The sequence below is a fragment of the Aquimarina sp. MMG016 genome, from assembly GCF_018100805.1.
In the GTDB taxonomy this organism is placed as follows: domain Bacteria; phylum Bacteroidota; class Bacteroidia; order Flavobacteriales; family Flavobacteriaceae; genus Aquimarina.
Genome location: NZ_JAGJEA010000004.1, coordinates 18,373 through 39,166 on the forward strand (window position 1 = coordinate 18,373; position 20,794 = coordinate 39,166).

At 33.8% G+C, this 20,794-nt stretch carries 16 protein-coding genes; 8 read left to right on the top strand and 8 right to left on the bottom strand.

Features of this window, described 5'->3' with window-relative positions; all coding sequences use genetic code 11:
* Positions 1-2: 2 nt before the first annotated feature.
* The 6 genes from J8M14_RS09105 to J8M14_RS09130 all read left to right on the top strand — a co-directional run bounded on the left by J8M14_RS09105 (position 3) and on the right by J8M14_RS09130 (position 9,256).
* Complete coding sequence (locus J8M14_RS09105) at positions 3-923, top strand: DUF368 domain-containing protein (protein ID WP_211074303.1); 921 nt, start codon at positions 3-5, stop codon at positions 921-923.
* 3 nt (positions 924-926) lie between these two features.
* A complete protein-coding gene (locus J8M14_RS09110; protein ID WP_211074304.1) occupies positions 927-1,955 on the top strand; it encodes a DUF368 domain-containing protein in 1,029 nt (342 codons plus the stop codon).
* Positions 1,952-2,683 (top strand): shikimate dehydrogenase, encoded by a 732-nt coding sequence (locus J8M14_RS09115; protein ID WP_211074305.1) that lies wholly within the window; start codon positions 1,952-1,954, stop codon positions 2,681-2,683. The genes J8M14_RS09110 and J8M14_RS09115 overlap by 4 nt, the downstream gene beginning before the upstream one ends.
* A gap of 142 nt (positions 2,684-2,825) precedes the next feature.
* Entirely contained in the window at positions 2,826-4,871 is a 2,046-nt protein-coding gene (locus J8M14_RS09120) for a DUF349 domain-containing protein (RefSeq protein ID WP_211074306.1), read from the top strand.
* 6 nt (positions 4,872-4,877) lie between these two features.
* Complete coding sequence (locus J8M14_RS09125) at positions 4,878-5,504, top strand: class I SAM-dependent methyltransferase (RefSeq protein ID WP_211074307.1); 627 nt, start codon at positions 4,878-4,880, stop codon at positions 5,502-5,504.
* Positions 5,505-5,809: 305 nt separating this feature from the next.
* Positions 5,810-9,256, top strand: coding sequence for a starch-binding protein (locus J8M14_RS09130; protein ID WP_211074308.1), 3,447 nt, complete (start codon positions 5,810-5,812; stop codon positions 9,254-9,256).
* A gap of 73 nt (positions 9,257-9,329) precedes the next feature.
* On the opposite strand, the gene mazG is transcribed toward J8M14_RS09130, so the two are convergent.
* A complete protein-coding gene (gene mazG, locus J8M14_RS09135) occupies positions 9,330-10,103 on the bottom strand; it encodes a nucleoside triphosphate pyrophosphohydrolase (protein WP_211074309.1) in 774 nt (257 codons plus the stop codon).
* 123 nt (positions 10,104-10,226) lie between these two features.
* Here mazG and J8M14_RS09140 point away from each other — a divergent pair, with 123 nt between their 5' ends.
* Positions 10,227-11,510, top strand: coding sequence for a hypothetical protein (locus J8M14_RS09140; protein ID WP_211074310.1), 1,284 nt, complete (start codon positions 10,227-10,229; stop codon positions 11,508-11,510).
* Between the two features lie 16 nt (positions 11,511-11,526).
* Here J8M14_RS09140 and J8M14_RS09145 read toward each other — a convergent pair whose 3' ends face one another.
* The 3 genes from J8M14_RS09145 to J8M14_RS09155 all read right to left on the bottom strand — a co-directional run bounded on the left by J8M14_RS09145 (position 11,527) and on the right by J8M14_RS09155 (position 14,520).
* Positions 11,527-12,471, bottom strand: a complete 945-nt coding sequence (locus J8M14_RS09145; protein ID WP_211074311.1) for a nitronate monooxygenase — start codon at positions 12,469-12,471, stop codon at positions 11,527-11,529.
* A 62-nt stretch (positions 12,472-12,533) separates the two neighbouring features.
* Positions 12,534-13,724, bottom strand: coding sequence for a tRNA 2-thiouridine(34) synthase MnmA (mnmA, locus tag J8M14_RS09150; protein WP_211074312.1), 1,191 nt, complete (start codon positions 13,722-13,724; stop codon positions 12,534-12,536).
* 112 nt (positions 13,725-13,836) lie between these two features.
* Positions 13,837-14,520: a hypothetical protein gene (locus J8M14_RS09155; protein ID WP_211074313.1), complete on the bottom strand. Its 684-nt coding sequence runs from the start codon at positions 14,518-14,520 to the stop codon at positions 13,837-13,839.
* A gap of 272 nt (positions 14,521-14,792) precedes the next feature.
* On the opposite strand from J8M14_RS09155, the gene J8M14_RS09160 reads away from it, so the two are divergent.
* Positions 14,793-15,779: a fasciclin domain-containing protein gene (locus tag J8M14_RS09160; RefSeq protein ID WP_211074314.1), complete on the top strand. Its 987-nt coding sequence runs from the start codon at positions 14,793-14,795 to the stop codon at positions 15,777-15,779.
* A gap of 55 nt (positions 15,780-15,834) precedes the next feature.
* Here J8M14_RS09160 and yidC read toward each other — a convergent pair whose 3' ends face one another.
* The 4 genes from yidC to def form a co-directional block, all read right to left on the bottom strand.
* Positions 15,835-17,727, bottom strand: coding sequence for a membrane protein insertase YidC (yidC, locus tag J8M14_RS09165; protein ID WP_211074315.1), 1,893 nt, complete (start codon positions 17,725-17,727; stop codon positions 15,835-15,837).
* Between the two features lie 99 nt (positions 17,728-17,826).
* Entirely contained in the window at positions 17,827-19,461 is a 1,635-nt protein-coding gene (locus J8M14_RS09170) for a CTP synthase (protein WP_211074316.1), read from the bottom strand.
* A gap of 207 nt (positions 19,462-19,668) precedes the next feature.
* The gene (locus tag J8M14_RS09175; protein WP_211074317.1) at positions 19,669-20,097 is read right to left on the bottom strand and encodes a DUF5606 domain-containing protein; all 429 of its coding nucleotides are present in this window, start codon (positions 20,095-20,097) and stop codon (positions 19,669-19,671) included.
* A gap of 89 nt (positions 20,098-20,186) precedes the next feature.
* Positions 20,187-20,777, bottom strand: a complete 591-nt coding sequence (gene def / locus J8M14_RS09180; RefSeq protein ID WP_211074318.1) for a peptide deformylase — start codon at positions 20,775-20,777, stop codon at positions 20,187-20,189.
* Positions 20,778-20,794: the final 17 nt, after the last annotated feature.

A 20,794-nucleotide genomic window follows, 5' to 3' on the forward strand; every position in this document is an offset into this window, starting at 1 on the left:
GGATGCAAAGAAGTCTTAAGGACTACCTCATAATTTCTGCAAAAGGATTAGCTATGGGAGCTGCAGATGTAGTTCCAGGAGTCTCAGGAGGAACAATAGCTTTTATTTCTGGTATATATGAAGAACTAATAACTACTATTAGTAATATTGATTTATCGCTACTTAAAGTTTTAAAAAATGAAGGAATTCTTCCTTTTTGGAAAAAACTAAATGGCAGTTTTCTTCTTGCATTACTATTGGGGATAGTATTTAGCATATTTACAGTAATGAACCTCTCTCATTATCTATTAGAACATCATCCAGTACTAATCTGGTCATTCTTTTTTGGATTAGTATTAGCAAGTATATTATTTGTGGGTAAACAAATAAAAAGATGGAGAGGTATAACTATTATTGCATTAACAGGATCGGCTATCCTTGCCTATTATTTAACCACACTACCTCCTCTTAGTGATAATACAGGGTATTTATTTTTGTTTTTTTCAGGAGCCTTAGCCATATGCGCCATGATACTACCTGGTATTTCGGGAGCTTTTATTTTAGTTTTACTAGGTGCTTATGGAACTATTAGTGAAGCTGTACATAATTTTGACATAAAAAAAATTGCAACAGTTGGTTTAGGTGCAATTATAGGTATATTATCTTTTTCCCGAATTCTAAAATGGTTATTCAAGAACTATGAAAATACTACTCTTGCATTGCTTACAGGATTTATTTTAGGGTCTTTAAATAAAATATGGCCTTGGAAAAATATTTTAGAAACCAAACAATTTGGAGACAAAATCGTTACTGTGAGTGAGGAGTCAATATTTCCGAATCAATTTGAAGGAGATCCACAAACACTAATCGCTATTGGATTAATGGTATTAGGTTTTATGACGATACTAATATTAGAGCGTCTTGCTGTAAAAAAAGAAAGTTAATATATGATGCAACAAAGTACCCGTACCTTTACCGATAAACTTTTTCTTGTCATTAAAGGTCTTGCTATGGGTGCTGCGAACAAAGTACCCGGCGTGTCTGGTGGTGTAGTTGCGTTTGTTGCAGGTTTCTATGAAGAATTTATTTATTCACTACAAAAAATAAATTTTAAAGCCTTTAAGCTCTTTATAAATTTTAGATTCAAAAGTTTTTGGAGATATATTAATGGTCGATTTTTAGGATTGCTGATCTTAGGGATGCTAATCAGCTACTTTAGTGTTTCTAAAATTTTAGATTATCTGATTATCCATTATGAATTATATGTCTGGGCAGCTTTTTTCGGTATGATCATAGGGTCAATCTACTATATCGTTAAAGATTTTAACGATTGGAGCAGGCGAAATATCTGTCTTATAGTTATAGGTATAATCGCTGGAGTTAGCATTAGCTTATTAGAACCTGCCAGAGAAAATGATAATCTATGGTTTGTCTTTTTTTGTGGTATTGTTGGGGTTTCTGGGATGACATTACCAGGATTATCCGGCTCATTTATCTTAATATTATTCGGAAACTATGTATTATTGCTGGTAGACTCGGTAAATGCATTATACGATACAATTACAGATATTGCCCAATGGGACTTTTCATTTCTAGAAAACTCCAAGAGAATTAGGTTACTAAAAGTTCTGGTAGTATTTAGTTTAGGATCATTGACTGGTTTAGTTACCTTATCACACTTTTTGGGTTATGTCTTAAAACGTTACAAAAATGCAACCTTTGCAGCTATTATTGGATTTATTGCTGGGTCATTAGGCGTTGTTTGGCCCTGGAAAAATAAAATATTTAAAGTTGACACCTTGGGTAATCCGCTTATTGATACTGAAGGGAACCCTATTTTGGATAATTACGACCGCTACCTTCCTGATGTAATGATTACAGAAACTTATGTAGGAGTCTTTTTTATTTTAGTGGGTATTGGTATCGTTTTATGGTTAGAATGGTACGGAAAACAGACTCTAAAAACTTCAAAATGAAAAAAACATACGGTTTATTAGGTAGAGATATAGGTTATTCATTTTCCAAAGGTTATTTCGCAGACAAGTTCGAAAAAGAAAACTTGAATTGCGAGTATAACAATTTTGATATTAAGCAAATTAATGAAGTAAAAGAAATCTTTAAAAATTCAAATATCAAAGGTCTTAATGTTACTATACCTTATAAAGAAGAGATCATTTCTTATCTGGATGAATTAGATCCAATTGCTAAAGAAATTGGGGCGGTGAATGTTATAAAATTTAGTAGCAATCAAAGGTTAGTTGGATATAATAGTGATTATTATGGTTTTACTGAATCTCTAAAACCGCTGCTTAACAACAACATAAAAAAAGCCATAATTTTGGGTACTGGAGGAGCTTCTAAAGCCATCGCATATTCCTTAACACAACTAGGTATTGCCTTTAGTTTCATATCCAGAAACCCGGATTTTAATGAGATGAGTTACGGTGATCTTACTGAAGACATCATAAATTCTCATAAGCTAATCATTAACTGCACTCCATTAGGTACTCACCCTAATATTGAAAATCACCCACAAATTCCATATGAATATATTACTAAAAATCATGTACTTTATGACTTGATATATAATCCTGATGAAACTGCTTTTATGAAAAAAGGATTACAAAAAGGCGCTAAAGTATCTAATGGATTGAAAATGTTAATTTTACAGGCAGAAAATGCTTGGGAAATCTGGAACTCCTAATACCCACTACATCATTGTCATAAAATTCTTACTTAGACCCCTTCTAAGTAATTCCTAAAACCCCTTAATCTCTTTGAGGTTATATAATATGTTAGTATCTTAGTCATAGATTAGAGCTCAGACAAACAAAAACGTTTACATAATGTCAACACGTGATAACCTGCAAAAAGCAGATGGAGAGAAGGATAATAAAACAGATATTCTGGAAACAACCTCAGAAAATTCTAATACAGATCAGCCACATAACTTAGAAGATTCTGTCCTAGAAAAAAAAGAAACCAATAATCCTGAAGCTAATGATACACCAGTGGAAGCTACAACATCTGAATCGCAGGAAGTTGTAAAAGAAGCTAGTATTGAAAAAGAACCTGATACAAAAGCTACATCAGAGCCTGAAGATCATATCCAAAACCAGATGGATGAAGCAGTTGCCAAAGATAGTGAATGCGAAACTACCTTAGAACGACACGATATCGAGAAGAAGGATTATCATTCGATGAACAAGGAAGAATTAGTCAAAGAATTACGTCTTTTAATCAAAAATGAAAAAATTCTGGCTATCAAAGAACATGTTGAAGAAATCAAATCTGAGTTTAACGAAAAATTCAATGAAGAAGTAGAACAAAAGAAAGAAGAGTTCTTAGCAGATGGCGGTGATATTATAGATTTCTACTACTCTACTCCCATAAAAAAAGAATTCAATTCTTTATATTTTGATTATAAAGAAAAACGCAATGCCTACTATCAAAACCTAAAAAAAGACCTTCAGGAAAATCTAAAAAGAAGATTAGAATTAATAGAAGAACTTAAAGGGTTACTTAATGTAGACGAAAACATTAATACTACATATAACCATTTTAAAAGTATACAAGAAAGATGGCGTAATGCAGGAGCTATACCAAGAGATAAATACAATACAGTCTGGAATACTTATCATCACCATACTGAAAATTTTTATGACTTCCTGCACTTAAATCGAGAGTTTAGAGATCTTGATTTTAAACATAATTTAGAACAAAAGCTTAAAATTATTGAGCGCGCTACAGAACTTGCCCAAGAAACAGATGTAAATAGAGCATTTAGAGAATTACAGTTACTACACAAAATGTGGAAAGAAGATTTGGGTCCTGTAGAAAAAGAATATAGAGAACCCATCTGGGAGAAGTTTAGTTCATTAACTAAACAGATTCATGAGAACCGCCAGGCATATTTTAAAGATCTTGATAAAGTTTTTGAAAAAAATCTCGAAGTTAAACAGGGAATCATTGCCAAATTAATCGAAGTTGGTTCTGACCATCCTAAAAATCATAGTGGTTGGCAACAAAAAATTAAGGAAATAGAAGCACTTAGAGAGGAATTCTTTAAAGCAGGAAAAGTTCCTCACAGCGTAAATGAAGAAACCTGGAGTCAATTTAAAACCGCGGTGAGAGATTTTAACCGCAGTAAAAATGCTTTTTATAAAGGGCTTAAAAAAGAGCAGTTCGAAAATCTTAATAGAAAGATGGAATTGATCAAAATAGCTGAGGATAACAAGGATAGTGATGACTATAGTGTTACTACTCCTCTGATGAAGAAAATTCAATCAGATTGGAAGAAAATTGGTCACGTACCACGTAAAGACAGTGATAGAATCTGGAAAAGATTTAAAGATGCTTGTAACTCTTATTTTGATCGTTTACACGCAGAAAGAAATGAAGCCAATAAAGAAGAGATTGCTTCACTAGAAAAGAAACAAGAACATATAGAAACCCTAAAAAACACGAAGCTCTCTGGTGATCCTGAGGCAGATCTAAAAACGATTAAAGAAAACATTGCTATCTGGAAAACTTTAGGTAGAGTACCTTTCAAAAAGAAAAATATAGAATCCGAATACAACAAAGTTTTAGATAGTCTTTTTCAACAACTCAATCTAAGTCGTCAGGAAACTGAAATGATCAAATACGAAAATAAACTAAGTACCCTTTCTAATCAAAGTGATGATAGAGCTCTAAGAAATGAGCAGAGTTTTATTAGGAAAAAGATCGATGAAGTTAATGGAGAAATTCGTCAATTAGAAAATAACCTTCAATTTTTCAAAAATGCCAAAGATGATAACCCATTAGTCATAGATGTGCAAAAAAATATAGCTAAGCATAGAGAAAATCTAGAACTATGGAAGGCCAAACTTAAAAAAATCAAACAACTATAATTCCTTATGAAATGTTCACTTTGTGATTCAGAAACTAAATCATTTTCTGAAGTCCACAATAGAATTTATCATAGGTGTATTACGTGCAAAGGTATTTCATTACATTCTTCATTTTTTTTATCTCCCGAAGATGAAAAAGAGAGATACCTTCTTCATAATAACGACATAAGCGATAAAGGGTATCAAGATTTTGTTGCACCAATTATCCAAACGGTATTATGCAATCATAAACCGAACCACAATGGATTAGACTTTGGCTCTGGAAGTGGCCCTGTAATCACCTCATTATTAAGGAAAAAAGGATATAACATAACTACTTATGATCCTTTTTTTGCCCCTTCTCATAATACTCTGACGAAAAAATATAATTACATTATCTGCTGTGAAGTAATGGAACATTTCTATAATCCTGCAAAGGAATTTAAATTGTTACATTCATTATTGAATCCTGATGGGGTTTTATATTGCAAAACCAAGCTTTTTAATGAATCCATAGATTTTAATTCCTGGTGGTATAAAAATGACCCTACACACGTTTTTTTTTATACTACAGAAACACTACAGTGGATTGCCACTAATTACGATTTTCAAAAAATAGAAATAAAAAAAGACGTTATAATCTTCAGTAAATAAGATTTTTAAGCCAATAGTATGTTTTTTACGAGCCTTAATTAATTCTTTTTTTTCAGAATCAAACATTATTTTTTTTACTAGTAAAAAATAACACAATCTTACTTACTTGTTAACACGAAAACGTTTTCGATTATTAGCTCCATAAAACGCTTGTAAGAATTTACCTAAATTACCATATGATCAATAAAATCATTAAAAAAATAAATTTTATGTAAACAAAATGTTATTTAATTCACACTAACACAATCTTAATTACAATGTGCATTTTATTTATTATAAAATCACATAAACACAAGCTAACACTAATGAAAAAATTATTACTCAGCTTATTAAGCATAATAGGCACCGGAATTCTTTACCTTGCACCTTTATCTTCTAATTCACAAACTGATTTCAGAGAAGAAACTATTTATTTTTTAATGACTTCTCGGTTTTTTGATGGAGACACTAATAACAATGCCCCAACAGAATGGTCTTCATACAACCCTGATCCAGATATTAACCCAACAATTACAGATCCTAATGATGTGACTTGGAGAGGGGATTTTAAGGGGTTGATCCAAAAACTAGATTATATAAAAGATTTAGGTTTTACTGCAATTTGGATTACACCAATAGTTCACAACCGGAGCCCATTAGATTATCACGGTTATCACGCCTGGGACTTTACTAAAGTAGACCCCAGATTGGAATCGCCGGGAGCTACATTTCAGGATTTGATAAATGAAATTCATGCCAGAGATATGAAAATCGTTTTGGATATTGTTACTAACCATTCGGGGAGATTCGGAATAAAAGATGTTGCTGAGATAAAATACAATACTGATCCTACCGCTACCTGGTATGCAGATGATAATCCCAATTGGGAATACGACGGATTAACCCCTAATCCAGATGATGGACTGATTTGGAGTAGAGCAAATTTGGAAAAAATGCCTCCTCCATTTAATCAAAATTTAGCTGCATTTAATTTCCCTAGTAAGGAAAATTATGTAGACACTTCAGATCCGGATTGGTATCATCATTCGGGAAATGGTTTTGCACAAGGCTTTGATGATGTAGAAAACCTACAAAATAGAGCTCTTGCAGGAGACACACCTGATCTTAATACAGGAAGTCAAGTGGTAAGAGATTATCTGGTAAATGCATATACTACATTCATTAATATGGGCGTAGATGCATTCCGTTGGGATACTGTAAAGCATATGAGTCGAGAAGACATCATTTATTTTTATGACGCTTTTAAAGCCGTAAATCCAGATCTATTCATTTTCGGAGAAGTAGCTCAAAAACGTCACGAATTACATCCGGTTGAAGAAACCAATCCTCATTACTATACATGGAGAGGTGCAGTAAATAATTCTGAGCCTTTAGATTTAGCAGTTATTGATTTTTTTGGTGAAGCAACATTTCATGGCACCTTCGAAGAAGGCCAATCTTTTCCTACAGTAAAAGCAGCTGCACGATATGATAATTTATATAGTGATCCATCTACGCTTGTAACCTGGCTAGACAACCACGATTTTGGTCCAAACAATGATTGGAACAGAAGATATGGAGGTTCTGATGAAAACCTGGCAGCTTGTATGAATTTCATGTTTACATGGCGTGGAATTCCCACAGTATATTATGGAACAGAAATGAGGTTTAAAGCAGGAGAATTTAATGATATCCACGACGCTTCGGGTATTGAAAAATCCATTGATGAAACTGGAAGAGCTTATTATGGTGATGTCATCGATCAAGCATCAAGTCATAAAATCTATCAACATATCAAAAAACTAAATGCTATTCGTAAAGCAGTTCCTGCACTACAGAAAGGTAGTTGGAGCTGGAAAGACGCTCCTGGAAATGCTGTTGCTTATCGCAGAACACATCAAAACAGTGAAGTAGCAGTTGGACTTGCAAAAGATGGTGGTGCTTCTTTCTCTATTTCCGGAATGACTAATGGAATATACAGAGATGCAGTTACTGGCAGAGAAGCTGTTGTATCTAATGGAAATCTTAACTTTAGCGTTACTTCGGGATCAGCTGGAATATATGTACTCAATGGCCCTGGTCTGATCGGAAATTGTGGCGGTGGTTTTTTTGAAGGCTGTGTCAATGGTCCAACCAATCCAGTAGCTATTATTAACCCAAATAATACCCAATCAGAAAATCCTATACAGATTACTATAGAAGGTGTTGGCGGAGCTGGCTCTCCATATGCAATACATTACACTACAGATGGCTCAACTCCAAGTAGAAGTACTACCCAGTACAACGGTGCCTTTACCATTACAGAAACCACGACTATTAAAGCTATTGCCTATGATAAGGACGGAGTTCCTTCTGAAGTTACAACCAAAAATTATAGGATAGGGCCAATTGAAGGCTTGAAGGTATATTTTAAAAAGCCCGTAAACTGGTCGCAAGTAAACGTTCATTACTGGAATGAATCCCCTGATGTACTACCTCCAAGCAATTGGCCCGGTCCTCAAATGACCAGAGTTGATAATTCTGATTGGTATGAATATATTTTTGAAGGTGTACAAAGCACTAATCTTCTTTTTAGTGATAATGGAAGTAATAAAACTCCCGATCTATCTAGAAATCGAGACGGATGGTATCTAAACGGTACTTGGTATGATACTAACCCTGATATTACTACTAATACCCCTCCTACCGTAAGAATGTCTCCCTCCGGAGGAACATTTGTAGAGGGAGAAACAGTTCCTGTTACACTAAACGCTTCTGATGATAATCCAAATGGAATCAATATCTATTACACCACCGATGGTTCAGAGCCATCTACCTCATCTTTGTTATACAATTCAGCTATAATAGTATCAGAAAACACAACTATTAAAGCTATTGCATATGATGCTGAAGGTTTAACCTCTAATGTAGTTAGTAATACCTTTTCTTTTACACCTGTTGGCAATTCAATGACCGTATATTACAAAGGTTCATTGAACAATCCTAATATCTATTTTTGGAATACTACTCCCACTACCCTTGGAACTTCCTGGCCAGGAGAGACTATGGCCGATATTGGAAATGGTTGGTTCTCATATACTTTAAATGGTGTTAATTGTACTAGTCTTATCTTTAATGATAATGGTGCTAACCAAACTCCGGATTTAACTCGTTGCGGTGATGGATGGTATTACAATGGAACTTGGTATGATAGCAACCCAGAACAATCACAGGAGTTAACCATATATTTTAAATCTGATACTTATACCTCTCCTGAAATTTATTTCTGGAATGTTACTCCTTCCGGATTAACCACACAATGGCCTGGAGAGACTATGGTTTCTGACTTTGATGGTTGGTATAGTTATACTTTTGCAAATACAAATTGTACAAATATCATTTTCAGCGATAATGGAAATTCACAGACTCCAGATTTAAATAGATGTAAAGATGGATGGTATTACAATGGCATTTGGTATGACACTAAACCTAATGCTAACCGATCAGGTAGCGCTATCAAAGAAGATGTGCTTAACAGCAACATTACTATCTATCCAAACCCTCTTGATGATAACTCAAAAATAGAATGGTACACTGATAGAGATGATAGTAGAATTCAAATTCAGATTATTAATGTATATGGAGCTGTAGAAACGATTTATGAAAATAATGTGAGTAAAGGAAAACATTCCTACGAATTAAGTAAAAATGATCAGTTACGTGCCAGTGGAATTTATTTCTGTAGAATACGCATTGATAATCAAGTTCAAATGAGAAAACTAATTAAAAACTAGAAATAAGGATCGCCCCTAATTATATCTAAAATCACCCTTTGGAAAATAGCTTCTAAAGGGTGATTTTTTTGTTTTAAAGCTTCTTCGCCTCTTCCCAAAACACATCCATCTCTGCTAGTGTCATGTCCCTTAGGTTTTTATTCATTCCTTTCGCTTTTTGCTCTAAGTATTGAAATCTCTTTATAAACTTCTTATTAGTTCGTTCCAGAGCATCTTCAGGGTTTACATTAAGAAATCTGGCATAGTTGATCATTGAGAACATAACATCACCAAATTCAGATTCTATTTTTTCCTGATCTTGAACTTTAACTTCATGTTGTAGTTCTTCTAATTCTTCCTTTAGTTTTTCAAAAACCTGTTGCGGCTCTTCCCAATCAAATCCTACTCCTGCTACCTTATCTTGTATTCTACTTGCTTTTACTAAAGATGGTAAAGATTTTGGTACTCCTTCCAGAACACTTTTTTTCCCTTCTTTCAGTTTCAGGTTTTCCCAATTACGTTTTACATCTTCTTCATCATTAACTTCTACATCACTATAAATATGTGGATGTCTACTAATCAATTTCTCGCAAATTTCATTGGCTACATCTGCAATATCAAAGTCCTTAGTTTCACTTCCAATACGAGCATAAAAAACAATATGTAATAATAAATCCCCAAGTTCTTTCTTCACCTCATTAAGATCATTATCCAATATTGCATCCCCCAATTCGTATGTTTCCTCTATGGTTAAGTGACGAAGTGATTGCAGTGTTTGCTTTTTATCCCAAGGACATTGCTCTCGCAATTCATCCATAATAGTTAATAGTCTATCAAAAGCTTTGAGTTGATCTTTCCTGGAATTCATTGATGATTTTTTTCAAAAATAAGGATTATCAAATGTATACATCTTCAGAACATTAAAAACTAATCATAATAGAAAAAAATTATACCTTTAGCAATTCAATAAAAATTCTAAGAATAACCATTGATGCCCAACAAAAAGATTCTCTTTGCCTGCATTCCTGCAGATGGACATTTTAATCCTATGACCCAATTAGCTTTTTATCTTAAAGAAAAAGGATATGATGTGCGCTGGTATACAGGAAAAGATTATTCGACTAAGCTTAATCAAATGGGAATTCCATATCTTCCATTCCAACAAGCGAAAGAAATAAATATAAAAGAACTCGATGAAGCTTACCCTGAGCGCAAAAAATTAAAAGGGATTGCTCATATCAAGTTTGATATCATTAACTTGTTTATCAATAGAATGAAAGATTATTATATAGATGTTGAAAAAATCTATAAATCTTTTACGTTTGATATCCTGGTATGCGATAATACATTCCCTGGTCCAATTATAAAAGATAAATTAGAAGTCCCTGTTGCAAGCATAGGAGTGGTTCCTTTAGCACTTTCTGCTCCAGATATTCCACAATATGGCTTAGGTCATCAACCGGCAACTACCTTTATTGGAAAAAGAAAACAGAATTTTATTAAGTTAATGGCAGATAAAATGGTTTTCAGCGAAACCAAAGATGCTTACAATCAATTATTACAATCCTTAGGCCTTCCTCCTGAAGATTATAATATTTTTGATGCCTCCCCTTTAAAATCAAGCATATTTCTACAAAACGGTATTCCAGAAATTGATTTCCCAAGAAATTATATGCCAGATTCAGTAAAGTATATCGGAGCACTAGAAGTTTGGAGTAAAAAACAGCTTTCAGAAAATGATAAAGACTGGAAAAATATTCTAGACATTTCTAAAAAAACAATTCTAATATCACAAGGAACTATAGAAAAAAACAATAACAAACTAACTATACCGGCTCTAGAAGCATTCAAAGATTCGGACTACAATATACTCGTAGCTACTGCTCATAATGGTACAAAAGACTTAAAAAAAAGGTATCCTCAAGACAACATCTTTATAGAAAATTACATCAATTATGATACAATAATGCCACTTACAAATCTTTTCATAACTAACGGAGGATATGGGAGTTCTTTAATTAGCTTAAAGTATGGAGTACCAATGATTACTGCTGGAATTAATGAAGGTAAAAACGAAATCTGTGCAAGATTAGATCATAGCGGAGTAAGTATCGATTTAAAAACTGAACGCCCCAGAGTGACCTCATTGAAAAATGCGACTGATAAGATCTTCAATTCTAATACTTTTCTTAAAAAGGCTAAAGAAGTATCAAAGCAACTACGTTTATACAATACTTTAGAGCTTTGCGAAAGGCATATTATTGAACTCCTATAACCTATCCTTAAAGACTCTATAAATTAAATGCATTCATCTGCTTATGAGTAGCTTTAAATTCTGCAACCATATCTTCTATAATATTAGCTACTGGTTTAATATCATGAATAAGCCCTGAAACTTGACCTATTTCTAGTTCTCCCTCTTCGAGATCGCCTTCAAACATACCACGTTTTGCTCTAGCGCGACCTAACAGTGTTTTTAGCTCTTCTAAAGAAGGCCCTTTGGAATACAACTCTGCCACATCTTGATAAAATTTATTCTTCAGCATCCTAACCGGAGCTAATTCTTTTAGTGTGAGATGTGTATCACCTTCTTTGGCGTCAACTACCATTTTCTTAAAATCCTCGTGAGAAGAAGCTTCATCACTAGCCACAAATCGGCTACCTACCTGAACTGCATCAGCTCCCAATGCCATAACAGCATACATGGCTGCGCCAGTAGCAATTCCCCCCGCAGCAATCAATGGTATATTAATCTTTTCTTTGACCATTGGAATCAAAGTCAAGGTAGTAGTTTCATCTCTTCCATTATGTCCTCCAGCTTCAAAACCTTCAGCTACTACAGCATCTACACCTGCATCCTGGGCTTTTAAAGCAAATTTTAGGCTACTAACCACATGTACAACAGTGATTCCTTGTTCTTTGAGATACGTAGTATATGTCTTAGGATTTCCTGCCGATGTAAATACTATTTTTACTCCTTCTTCTATAATAATCTGTATAATCTCCTCAATATTAGGATATAACATTGGCACATTGACTCCAAAAGGCTTATTGGTTGCTTTTTTACATTTTTGTATATGCTCTCTTAAAACATCCGGATACATGGAACCTGCCCCAATAAGGCCTAATCCACCTGAATTACTAACCGCACTCGCAAGTTTCCATCCGCTTGCCCAAATCATACCACCTTGGATGATAGGATATTGTATATTAAAAAGTTCTTTGATTTTATTCATTAAAACTATTATTAAAAGACCTGCCAGGTTTTTAAAACCTGGCAGGTCTCATATCGTATTTTTTAAGAAATTACTCCAGACCCAACCAACTCATCTTCCAGATACCAAGCCACAAATTGTCCTTCGGTTATCGCACTCTGGTTATTGTCAAAAACCACATACATCCCTGAATCTACCTGATACAGCCTAGCTTTATCCAGAGGTTGTCTATATCGTATCCTGGCCATTACTTCCATTTCCTGATCTACCTGAAGTCTTAGGTCCTCTCGTACCCAATGTAGTTCTTCATTAGATATAAACAATGCTTTACGATATAAACCAGGATGATTTTTTCCTTGACCAGTATAAATAGTATTGGTTTCTACATCGGTTTCTATAACAAAAAGAGGTTCAGGTGTTCCTCCTACAGCCAAACCTTTTCGTTGCCCCTTAGTATAATAATGAGCTCCTTGATGTTGTCCCACTACTTTCCCTTCATCAATAGCATATCTATATTTTGTTGAAAGAAACTCTAATTCTTCAAGTTTTGAACTAAAATCAGGTATTTCTTTGTGATATTTCTCTTCTCCAGCAGGTATTTCTATAATATTACCTTGTTTAGGCTGTAGCTTTTGCTGAAGGAATTCAGGTAAACGAACTTTTCCAATAAAGCATAATCCTTGAGAGTCCTTTTTATCTGCTGTTACTAAATCTTGACTTGCGGCTATTTCTCTAACTTCAGGTTTTAATAGTTCTCCAACCGGAAAAAGTGTTTTAGATAATTGTTCCTGAGATAATTGACATAAAAAGTAGGATTGATCTTTATTAGGATCTTTTCCTGCTAATAAACGATGTACTTCCTTGCCATCCTTAGCAATTGTTTCTTTTCTGCAATAATGTCCTGTAGCCACATAATCAGCGCCTAGAGATAAAGCTATTTTTAGAAAAACATCAAACTTGATCTCGCGATTACATAATACATCAGGATTAGGAGTACGCCCTTTTTCATACTCATTAAACATATAGTCTACAATACGCTCTTTATATTGTTCACTAAGATCAACGGTCTGAAACGGAATCCCTAATTTCTCTGCCACTAATAAAGCATCATTACTATCGTCCAGCCAAGGGCATTCATCAGAAATAGTTACAGAATCGTCGTGCCAGTTCTTCATAAACAAGCCAATTACCTCATACCCTTGCTCTTTTAACAAATATGCGGCTACACTGGAATCTACTCCACCTGACAATCCTACAATAACTCTATTACTCATTTTTACTTCTTCCTATCAAAATTCATTGCAAAAATAGTAAATAAAAAAAGCAACACTTTCGTATTGCTATAAGGTTTTATCTATACTTCAATTTTATAAATTGATACCAATACTATCCTCTTTTTTGTAAAGGAAATAGTTTGCGCTCATCAAGCTTACCATCTTTATAATAACTCCAGATACCATCTTTACGATCTCTCTTATAATTACCCTCTATAATTAGATTGCCGCTAGTGTCATAATATTTGGTTTGCCCGTGTAATTGATCATTTTCATAGGTAAACTCCTTAATAACAATACCTTCTTCGGAATAAATTATTCGTTTACCATTTCTCTTCCCGTTTGTATAATGTGTCTTTTCGGTAAGTTTTCCATTTTCGAAATATGTCAATTGCTCACCTTCCAACTTACCTGTTTTATAATGTTCAACCATCATAATCTTATCAGAACCGTTATGATAATATTGCCAAACTCCTACTCTATTCTTTCCTATCATTTTTCCTTCGCTAACAAGTCCTCCTTTTGCTGTAAAATATTTTACTATTACAGTATCACTATTCTTAGAGAATGTCTTGATTGCAGTTGGCTGTTCTCCGCTACTAGGCTTGTAGAACTTAAACTCCCCTACTTCCTTTCCATGCTCAAAAGTTCCTTCATATCTGATCTGTTTACTGTTTTCATACTTTTTCTTCCATTTCCCATGTCTTTTTCCTTCAGCATCAAAAGCATTATACTCTTGTCCGATAACTAGAAATGAATTCAAAATAAAAACACAAAATAAAAGTACACCTCGCATTATTTGGTTTGTTTTTTAGGTCATAGTTTTCAAAATAGCACTTTTTCAAAAAGTATACCAAATATTAATTCAAAATAAATTCTATACTTGCATAAACTTTTAAATACTACATCGAGAAATCTTACAAAAAAAACATTAATGTTTCACAAAAACGTCTTGATTGCTGTTAAAACCAAAGTCATTAACGTTTCTTTAACTCGAAATACAAAAATATCAATTTGAAAATATCGTTCTTCAGATTGAACAAATTTTAACTTTTAAAACTCAAAAACATGAGATTTATTTCAATTTTTTCTAAAGCCGCCATTGTTGCTGCTTTAGTATTCGGCACAACATCTTGTAGTGATGATGATGATAATATTATTACACCACCAGTTGTTTTAGATATTGTTGAAACTGCACAAACTACTGCTGATTTATCCAGTTTGGTGGCAGCTTTAGGTGTTGCTGATGGTGATCTGGCCACAGTTTTAGGCGGAGATGGACCATATACCGTTCTAGCTCCAACCAATGATGCTTTTGAAAAGTTTCTGACTGATAATGGTTTTAATACTGACCTTAGCGATGTCCCAACAGATCTCTTACAGGCTATTCTTTTAAATCATGTAATCTCTGGTGAAGTTAGATCCTCTGATCTTGAATCAGGTGATGGAGCTGGATACAGATCGACTTTGTCTCCAGGTCCTGTTGATGATACCAACCTGAATTTGTACTTTAACACTTCTTCTGGAGTTCAGTTTAATGGAATTTCTACAGTAACTACTGCAAATATTGAAGCTACTAATGGTATTATACATATTGTAGATGCCGTAATAGGATTGCCAGATGTTACTACTTTTGTAACTGCCGATCCTAATTTTTCGAGATTAGAAGAAGCACTGACTGCCCATGACTTTACCTATGTAACAACTTTACAAGGTGATGGTCCATTTACAGTATTTGCTCCTAATAATGCTGCATTTGATGCTTTGTTAGCAACTGAAGATACCTGGAATGTTCCTGGGGATATCCAGAAAGCCACTTTAGAAACTGCCTTAAACACTCATGTGATTTCTGGAAAAAATCTTAGAGAAGCTGATTTAGCTGATGGAGAAGAAACTACTTTAGGAGGAGGAATATTAATAGATGCAACAAATAAAACTGTTTCTGATGGTTCTGATCCTGTTATCGAAAGTTCTATAATTACTACTAATGTTCAAGCGGCTAACGGTGTTATACACGTGATCGACAATGTACTGCTTATTGGCAGGCCTTTGTAATCAATAATAATGCAAAAAAAATGCCTGCTTTACAACAGGCATTTTTTGTTACTATTTACTTCTTAGCTTTAGCTTTTTGTTGCTGCTCTGCTTGCTCCATTAATTCTTTCATCTTTTTCTGGAACTTACCTTGCTTTTTAGGTTTTTTCTTATTCTCCTGAATCTTAGCGTGGATTTTATCTTCATCAATAATTACATTCTTAATCACTAACATAATACCGATAGTAATCAGGTTAGAAATGAAGTAATACAATGATAATCCACTTGCATAATTATTAAAGAACACCAACATCATTAGTGGAGACAGATACATTATAAATTTCATATTAGGCATACCTGGCTGTTGGGTCTGCATCGTTTGCCCTGTAGTCATCATCATATAGATAAATATGGCTATCGAAGCTAATATTGGGAATAAACTAATATGATCACCATAAAAAGGTATCTCAAAAGGTAGTTTAGCAATTGTATCATAACTAGATAAATCATCAGCCCATAAGAAACTCTTTTGTCTTAATTGAAATGCACTAGGGAAGAAATTAAATAATGCATAAAACACCGGAATCTGCATCAGAGCTGGCAAACAACCACTCATAGGATTCACACCCGCTTTACCATATAAAGCCATAGTCTCCTGCTGCTTCTTCATGGCATTGTCTTTATACTTCTCATTAATTTCTGTAATCTCTGGACGTAAAACTTTCATTTTAGCTTGAGATAGATAGGACTTATAAGTAACCGGAGACAATACAATTCGCACGATAATGGTCATTACCACAATCGCAATACCATAAGGCAAGAAACTACTTAAGAATGCAAAAAATGGGATAAATAAATATCTATTGATAACCCCAAATATACCCCAACCAAGAGGAACAATTTCGTCTAGATTACGCTTATATGAATTAAGAATTTTATAATCCGTAGGACCGTAATACCAATCCATAGCATAGTTTAGTTCTCCACCTTGTAATTCCAGAGGCATTGATGCCGAAAATTCTTTAGTTACCTTAATATCTTTATCATCTAATTCTGTATGACCAGCAATATTTTTGGAAGCAAAAGAAGCTGTTTTAAAAGGAGTATCAGTTAAAAGGATAGATGTAAAGAAGTGTTGCTTAAATCCAACCCAACTTACATCTTCTTCTTTATCATCAGAGAACTCTCCTTGCCCGGTAAAATCATCTTTATCTCCTTCATATTCATAATGTATATCTGTATATCGATTCTCATAGGTAGCACTTTTAGCATGCCTGATAGCTTGTAATTTCCAATCCAGATTGATTTCTTGACTACTATTAATTACTTGTTGTAATCCTTGTGATCGAATTGTAAAATCTAACATATAATCGTTAGGCTTTAACTCATATCTATATTCTAAAAACTTAGTATCTGAAACTTTTAGCTTCATTGATAGGATAGTATTCTCTCCGCTTTTAGAAATTGTAGGTTCAAAGAATAGATCTTTTGTATTTAAGATTCGATTATCAGTAGTTCCAAAATGGAGATTAAAAGAAGCGTTTTTACCATCTTTAATTAAATAAACAGGAACAGAGTCATAGGTTTTAAAGTTCTTAAGCAAAGCTTCCGAAATATATCCTCCTCTATTATTTATCTTTAGACTTAATACTTCATTCTCTATTTTAGTGAATTCATCTTTAGCAGAAGGCAGACTAGCAGAATATGCAAAAGCTCCTAATTGAGATTTTGCATTAGCCAATGCAAGGGAATCCCCAGGATTAGCTACAATTGCCTGATTTTCTGCAACAAAATCCGCTGTTTTATTATCTTTTTCAGTATTTTTCTCAGCTTCTACCTGCTCTTTTTTTGCTTTTTCAGCTTCAATTTCTTCCGGAGTTGGTTGGTTTAGATAGAATATCCATAATATGATTCCGAAAATAAGTGCATATCCAATTATCGAGTTAAGGTCAAATTTCTTTTCTTCCATGTATGATTACGTGTAAAAAGCCTTTATCTGACGACTCAGAAAGGCTTTTAGAATTATATATTATTATTTTGATGTCAATTATCTAGCCAATCCGTATATTTATGACACTTTGGCACTTTTATTATTTTTTGAATATTCTACAGCAGCTTTAACAAAAGCCATAAATAAAGGATGTGGATTAGCCACTGTACTTTTATATTCCGGATGATATTGTACTCCAACAAACCAAGGGTGACTCGGTAGCTCTATAATTTCAACCAATCCGGTTTTTGGATTAATACCAGCTGTTTTAAGTCCAGCATTTTCTAATTGTTCTTTATAGTCATTATTATATTCATAACGATGGCGGTGACGTTCTGCTATTAAAGATTTCCCATAAGCTTCAAAAACCTTACTGTCATCTACCAATTCGCAATCCCAGGCTCCTAATCTCATCGTACCTCCCATATCAGTGATACTCTTTTGTTCTTCCATTAAATTAATAACCGGATTAGAGGTATTTTCATTAACCTCAGTAGAACTAGCATCTTTAAGTCCTAAAACATTTCGGGCATATTCGATTACAGCCATTTGCATTCCTAAACATATTCCAAAAAATGGTAAACCATTTTCTCTGGCAAATTGTACTGCTTTAATTTTTCCTTCTATACCTCGCTCTCCAAAACCTGGAGCTACCAATATTCCATCAAGATGAGCAATCTTCTTTTCGATAGTTGCATCATCGATATATTCTGAATGTATGCTAACAACATTTACTTTTACTTCATTTTCTGCTCCTGCGTGTATAAAAGCTTCTAATATCGATTTATAGGAATCTTGTAATTCTACATATTTACCAATTAATCCAATAGTAACCTCATGTTTTGGGTTCTTATGTCTGTGCAAAAAGTTATTCCATTTTTCTAAATCCGGTGCATTATCATCATTAAGCAGTAATTGTTTTAAAACCACGGCATCCAAGCCTTCCTCTAACATTAAGTTAGGTACATCATATATTGTAGATGCATCAATAGATTGAATTACAGCTTCTTTTCTAACATTACAAAAAAGCGCTAATTTTCTACGTAAATCATCAGATAACTCATGCTCTGTTCTACAAACCAAAATATCTGCTTTGATACCACTTTCCATCAATGTTTTTACACTATGCTGAGTAGGCTTTGTTTTAAGCTCTCCAGCTGCAGAAAGATATGGTATTAATGTTAAATGGATGACCAAAGCATTAGTATCTCCAAGCTCCCATTTTAACTGACGAACAGCTTCTATATAGGGTAATGATTCAATATCTCCTACAGTTCCTCCAATCTCAGTAATCACGATATCATAATCCCCACTTTTTCCAAGTATTTGGATTCTCTCTTTAATTTCGTTAGTAATATGAGGAACTACCTGAACTGTTTTTCCTAGAAATTCTCCTTTACGTTCTTTTTCAATAACGCTTTGATAGATTCTTCCTGTAGTAACATTATTTGCTTGTGAAGTAGATACATTTAAAAAACGTTCATAGTGTCCAAGATCTAAATCCGTCTCCGCACCATCATCAGTTACATAACATTCACCATGCTCATAAGGATTTAAGGTTCCGGGATCAACATTTATGTAAGGATCTAACTTCTGTATAGTTACCCTATATCCCCTTGCCTGTAATAGTTTTGCCAGAGAGGCTGCTATGATTCCTTTTCCTAACGAGGAAGAAACACCTCCTGTAACAAAAACATATTTGGTATTAGCCATGTAAACTAAATATTTTGAATGTTGTGCTTAAATTTTGCGCAAAAATACAAAGAAGTACTGAAACCAAGTATTGAAAATCGCGCAATATTATTGGAACTTATTCAGAATTCTTCAACAGTCTAAAAAACCGAATATGAATTATTAATCTTTGTTTAAAAAACAAAATCCCGTCTCTCGACAGGATTTCTATTCTTTATATTAATCGATCTATTCCTCTTCCTCAGAAGTTTTATCATCTCCTTCTTCAGGTTCTGAGAAATCTGTAAAACCTTTAGATTGCAAAATATTATACCACTGAATCACTTTTTTCATATCACTGGCATACACTCTATCTTCATCATAATCAGGCAAGACTTCGCTAAAATATGCTTCTAATTTGTTTTTAGATTCTTTGTGACTTATTGCTTTCTCACCATTTTCTTTCTCTTGAATTTTTTTAAAAATTTCTCTTAAAGGAACTTCTTCAGTGAATGTATAAATTGCAATTTCGCTAAGCACACTTACATTATGTCTTATGCTTACAGAAATCTTCTTACCGTCTATTAATGATTCTGCAAGAAAACCGCTTCTTGTTTGTGTTTTCAACTCATATAAACCAGGCTTACCTGAAATTGCTAATATTTTATCTAAGCTCATAATTTTCTTTTGAAAGTTGGCAAATATCTATAGTTCGTTTTAAAAAATCAAACAATAGCCAACATAAAATTTAAAAGTATACTCAAAAACTATCTTACTTTTTTCGCTAAGGGAAAACGCATACGATAATCAGCACTAATTTTACCTTTTGAGATATTTGCGAGTTTACCCTTAATAAGTCGTTTTTTTAAACTCGACAATTTATCCGTAAACAAAACACCTTCAATATGATCATACTCATGCTGGATCACCCTTGCCGCTAATCCATCATAGGTTTCGGTATGCTCTACAAAGTTCTCATCCAGGTATTTTATCTTAATCGTCTCATTACGAAACACATCTTCTCTGATATCAGGAATACTCAAACAACCTTCTGTAAATGCCCATTCGTCTCCTGTTTCTTCAAGAATAGTAGCATTAATAAATACTTTTCTGAAATCCTTCAATTGGCTGCTTTCCTCTTCTGTTAATTCATCATCGTCCGCAAAAGGCTCTGTATCGACTATAAATACCCTAATTGGCAAACCAATCTGTGGTGCTGCCAATCCAACCCCTTGAGCATTATACATAGTCTCAAACATGTTTTCCAAAAGCTCAGAAAACTTTGGATAATCTTTAGTAATATCTTTTGCTTTTTTCTTCAATACCGGATCTCCGTAAGCGACAATTGGAAGTATCATATTCTAAATTACTTATT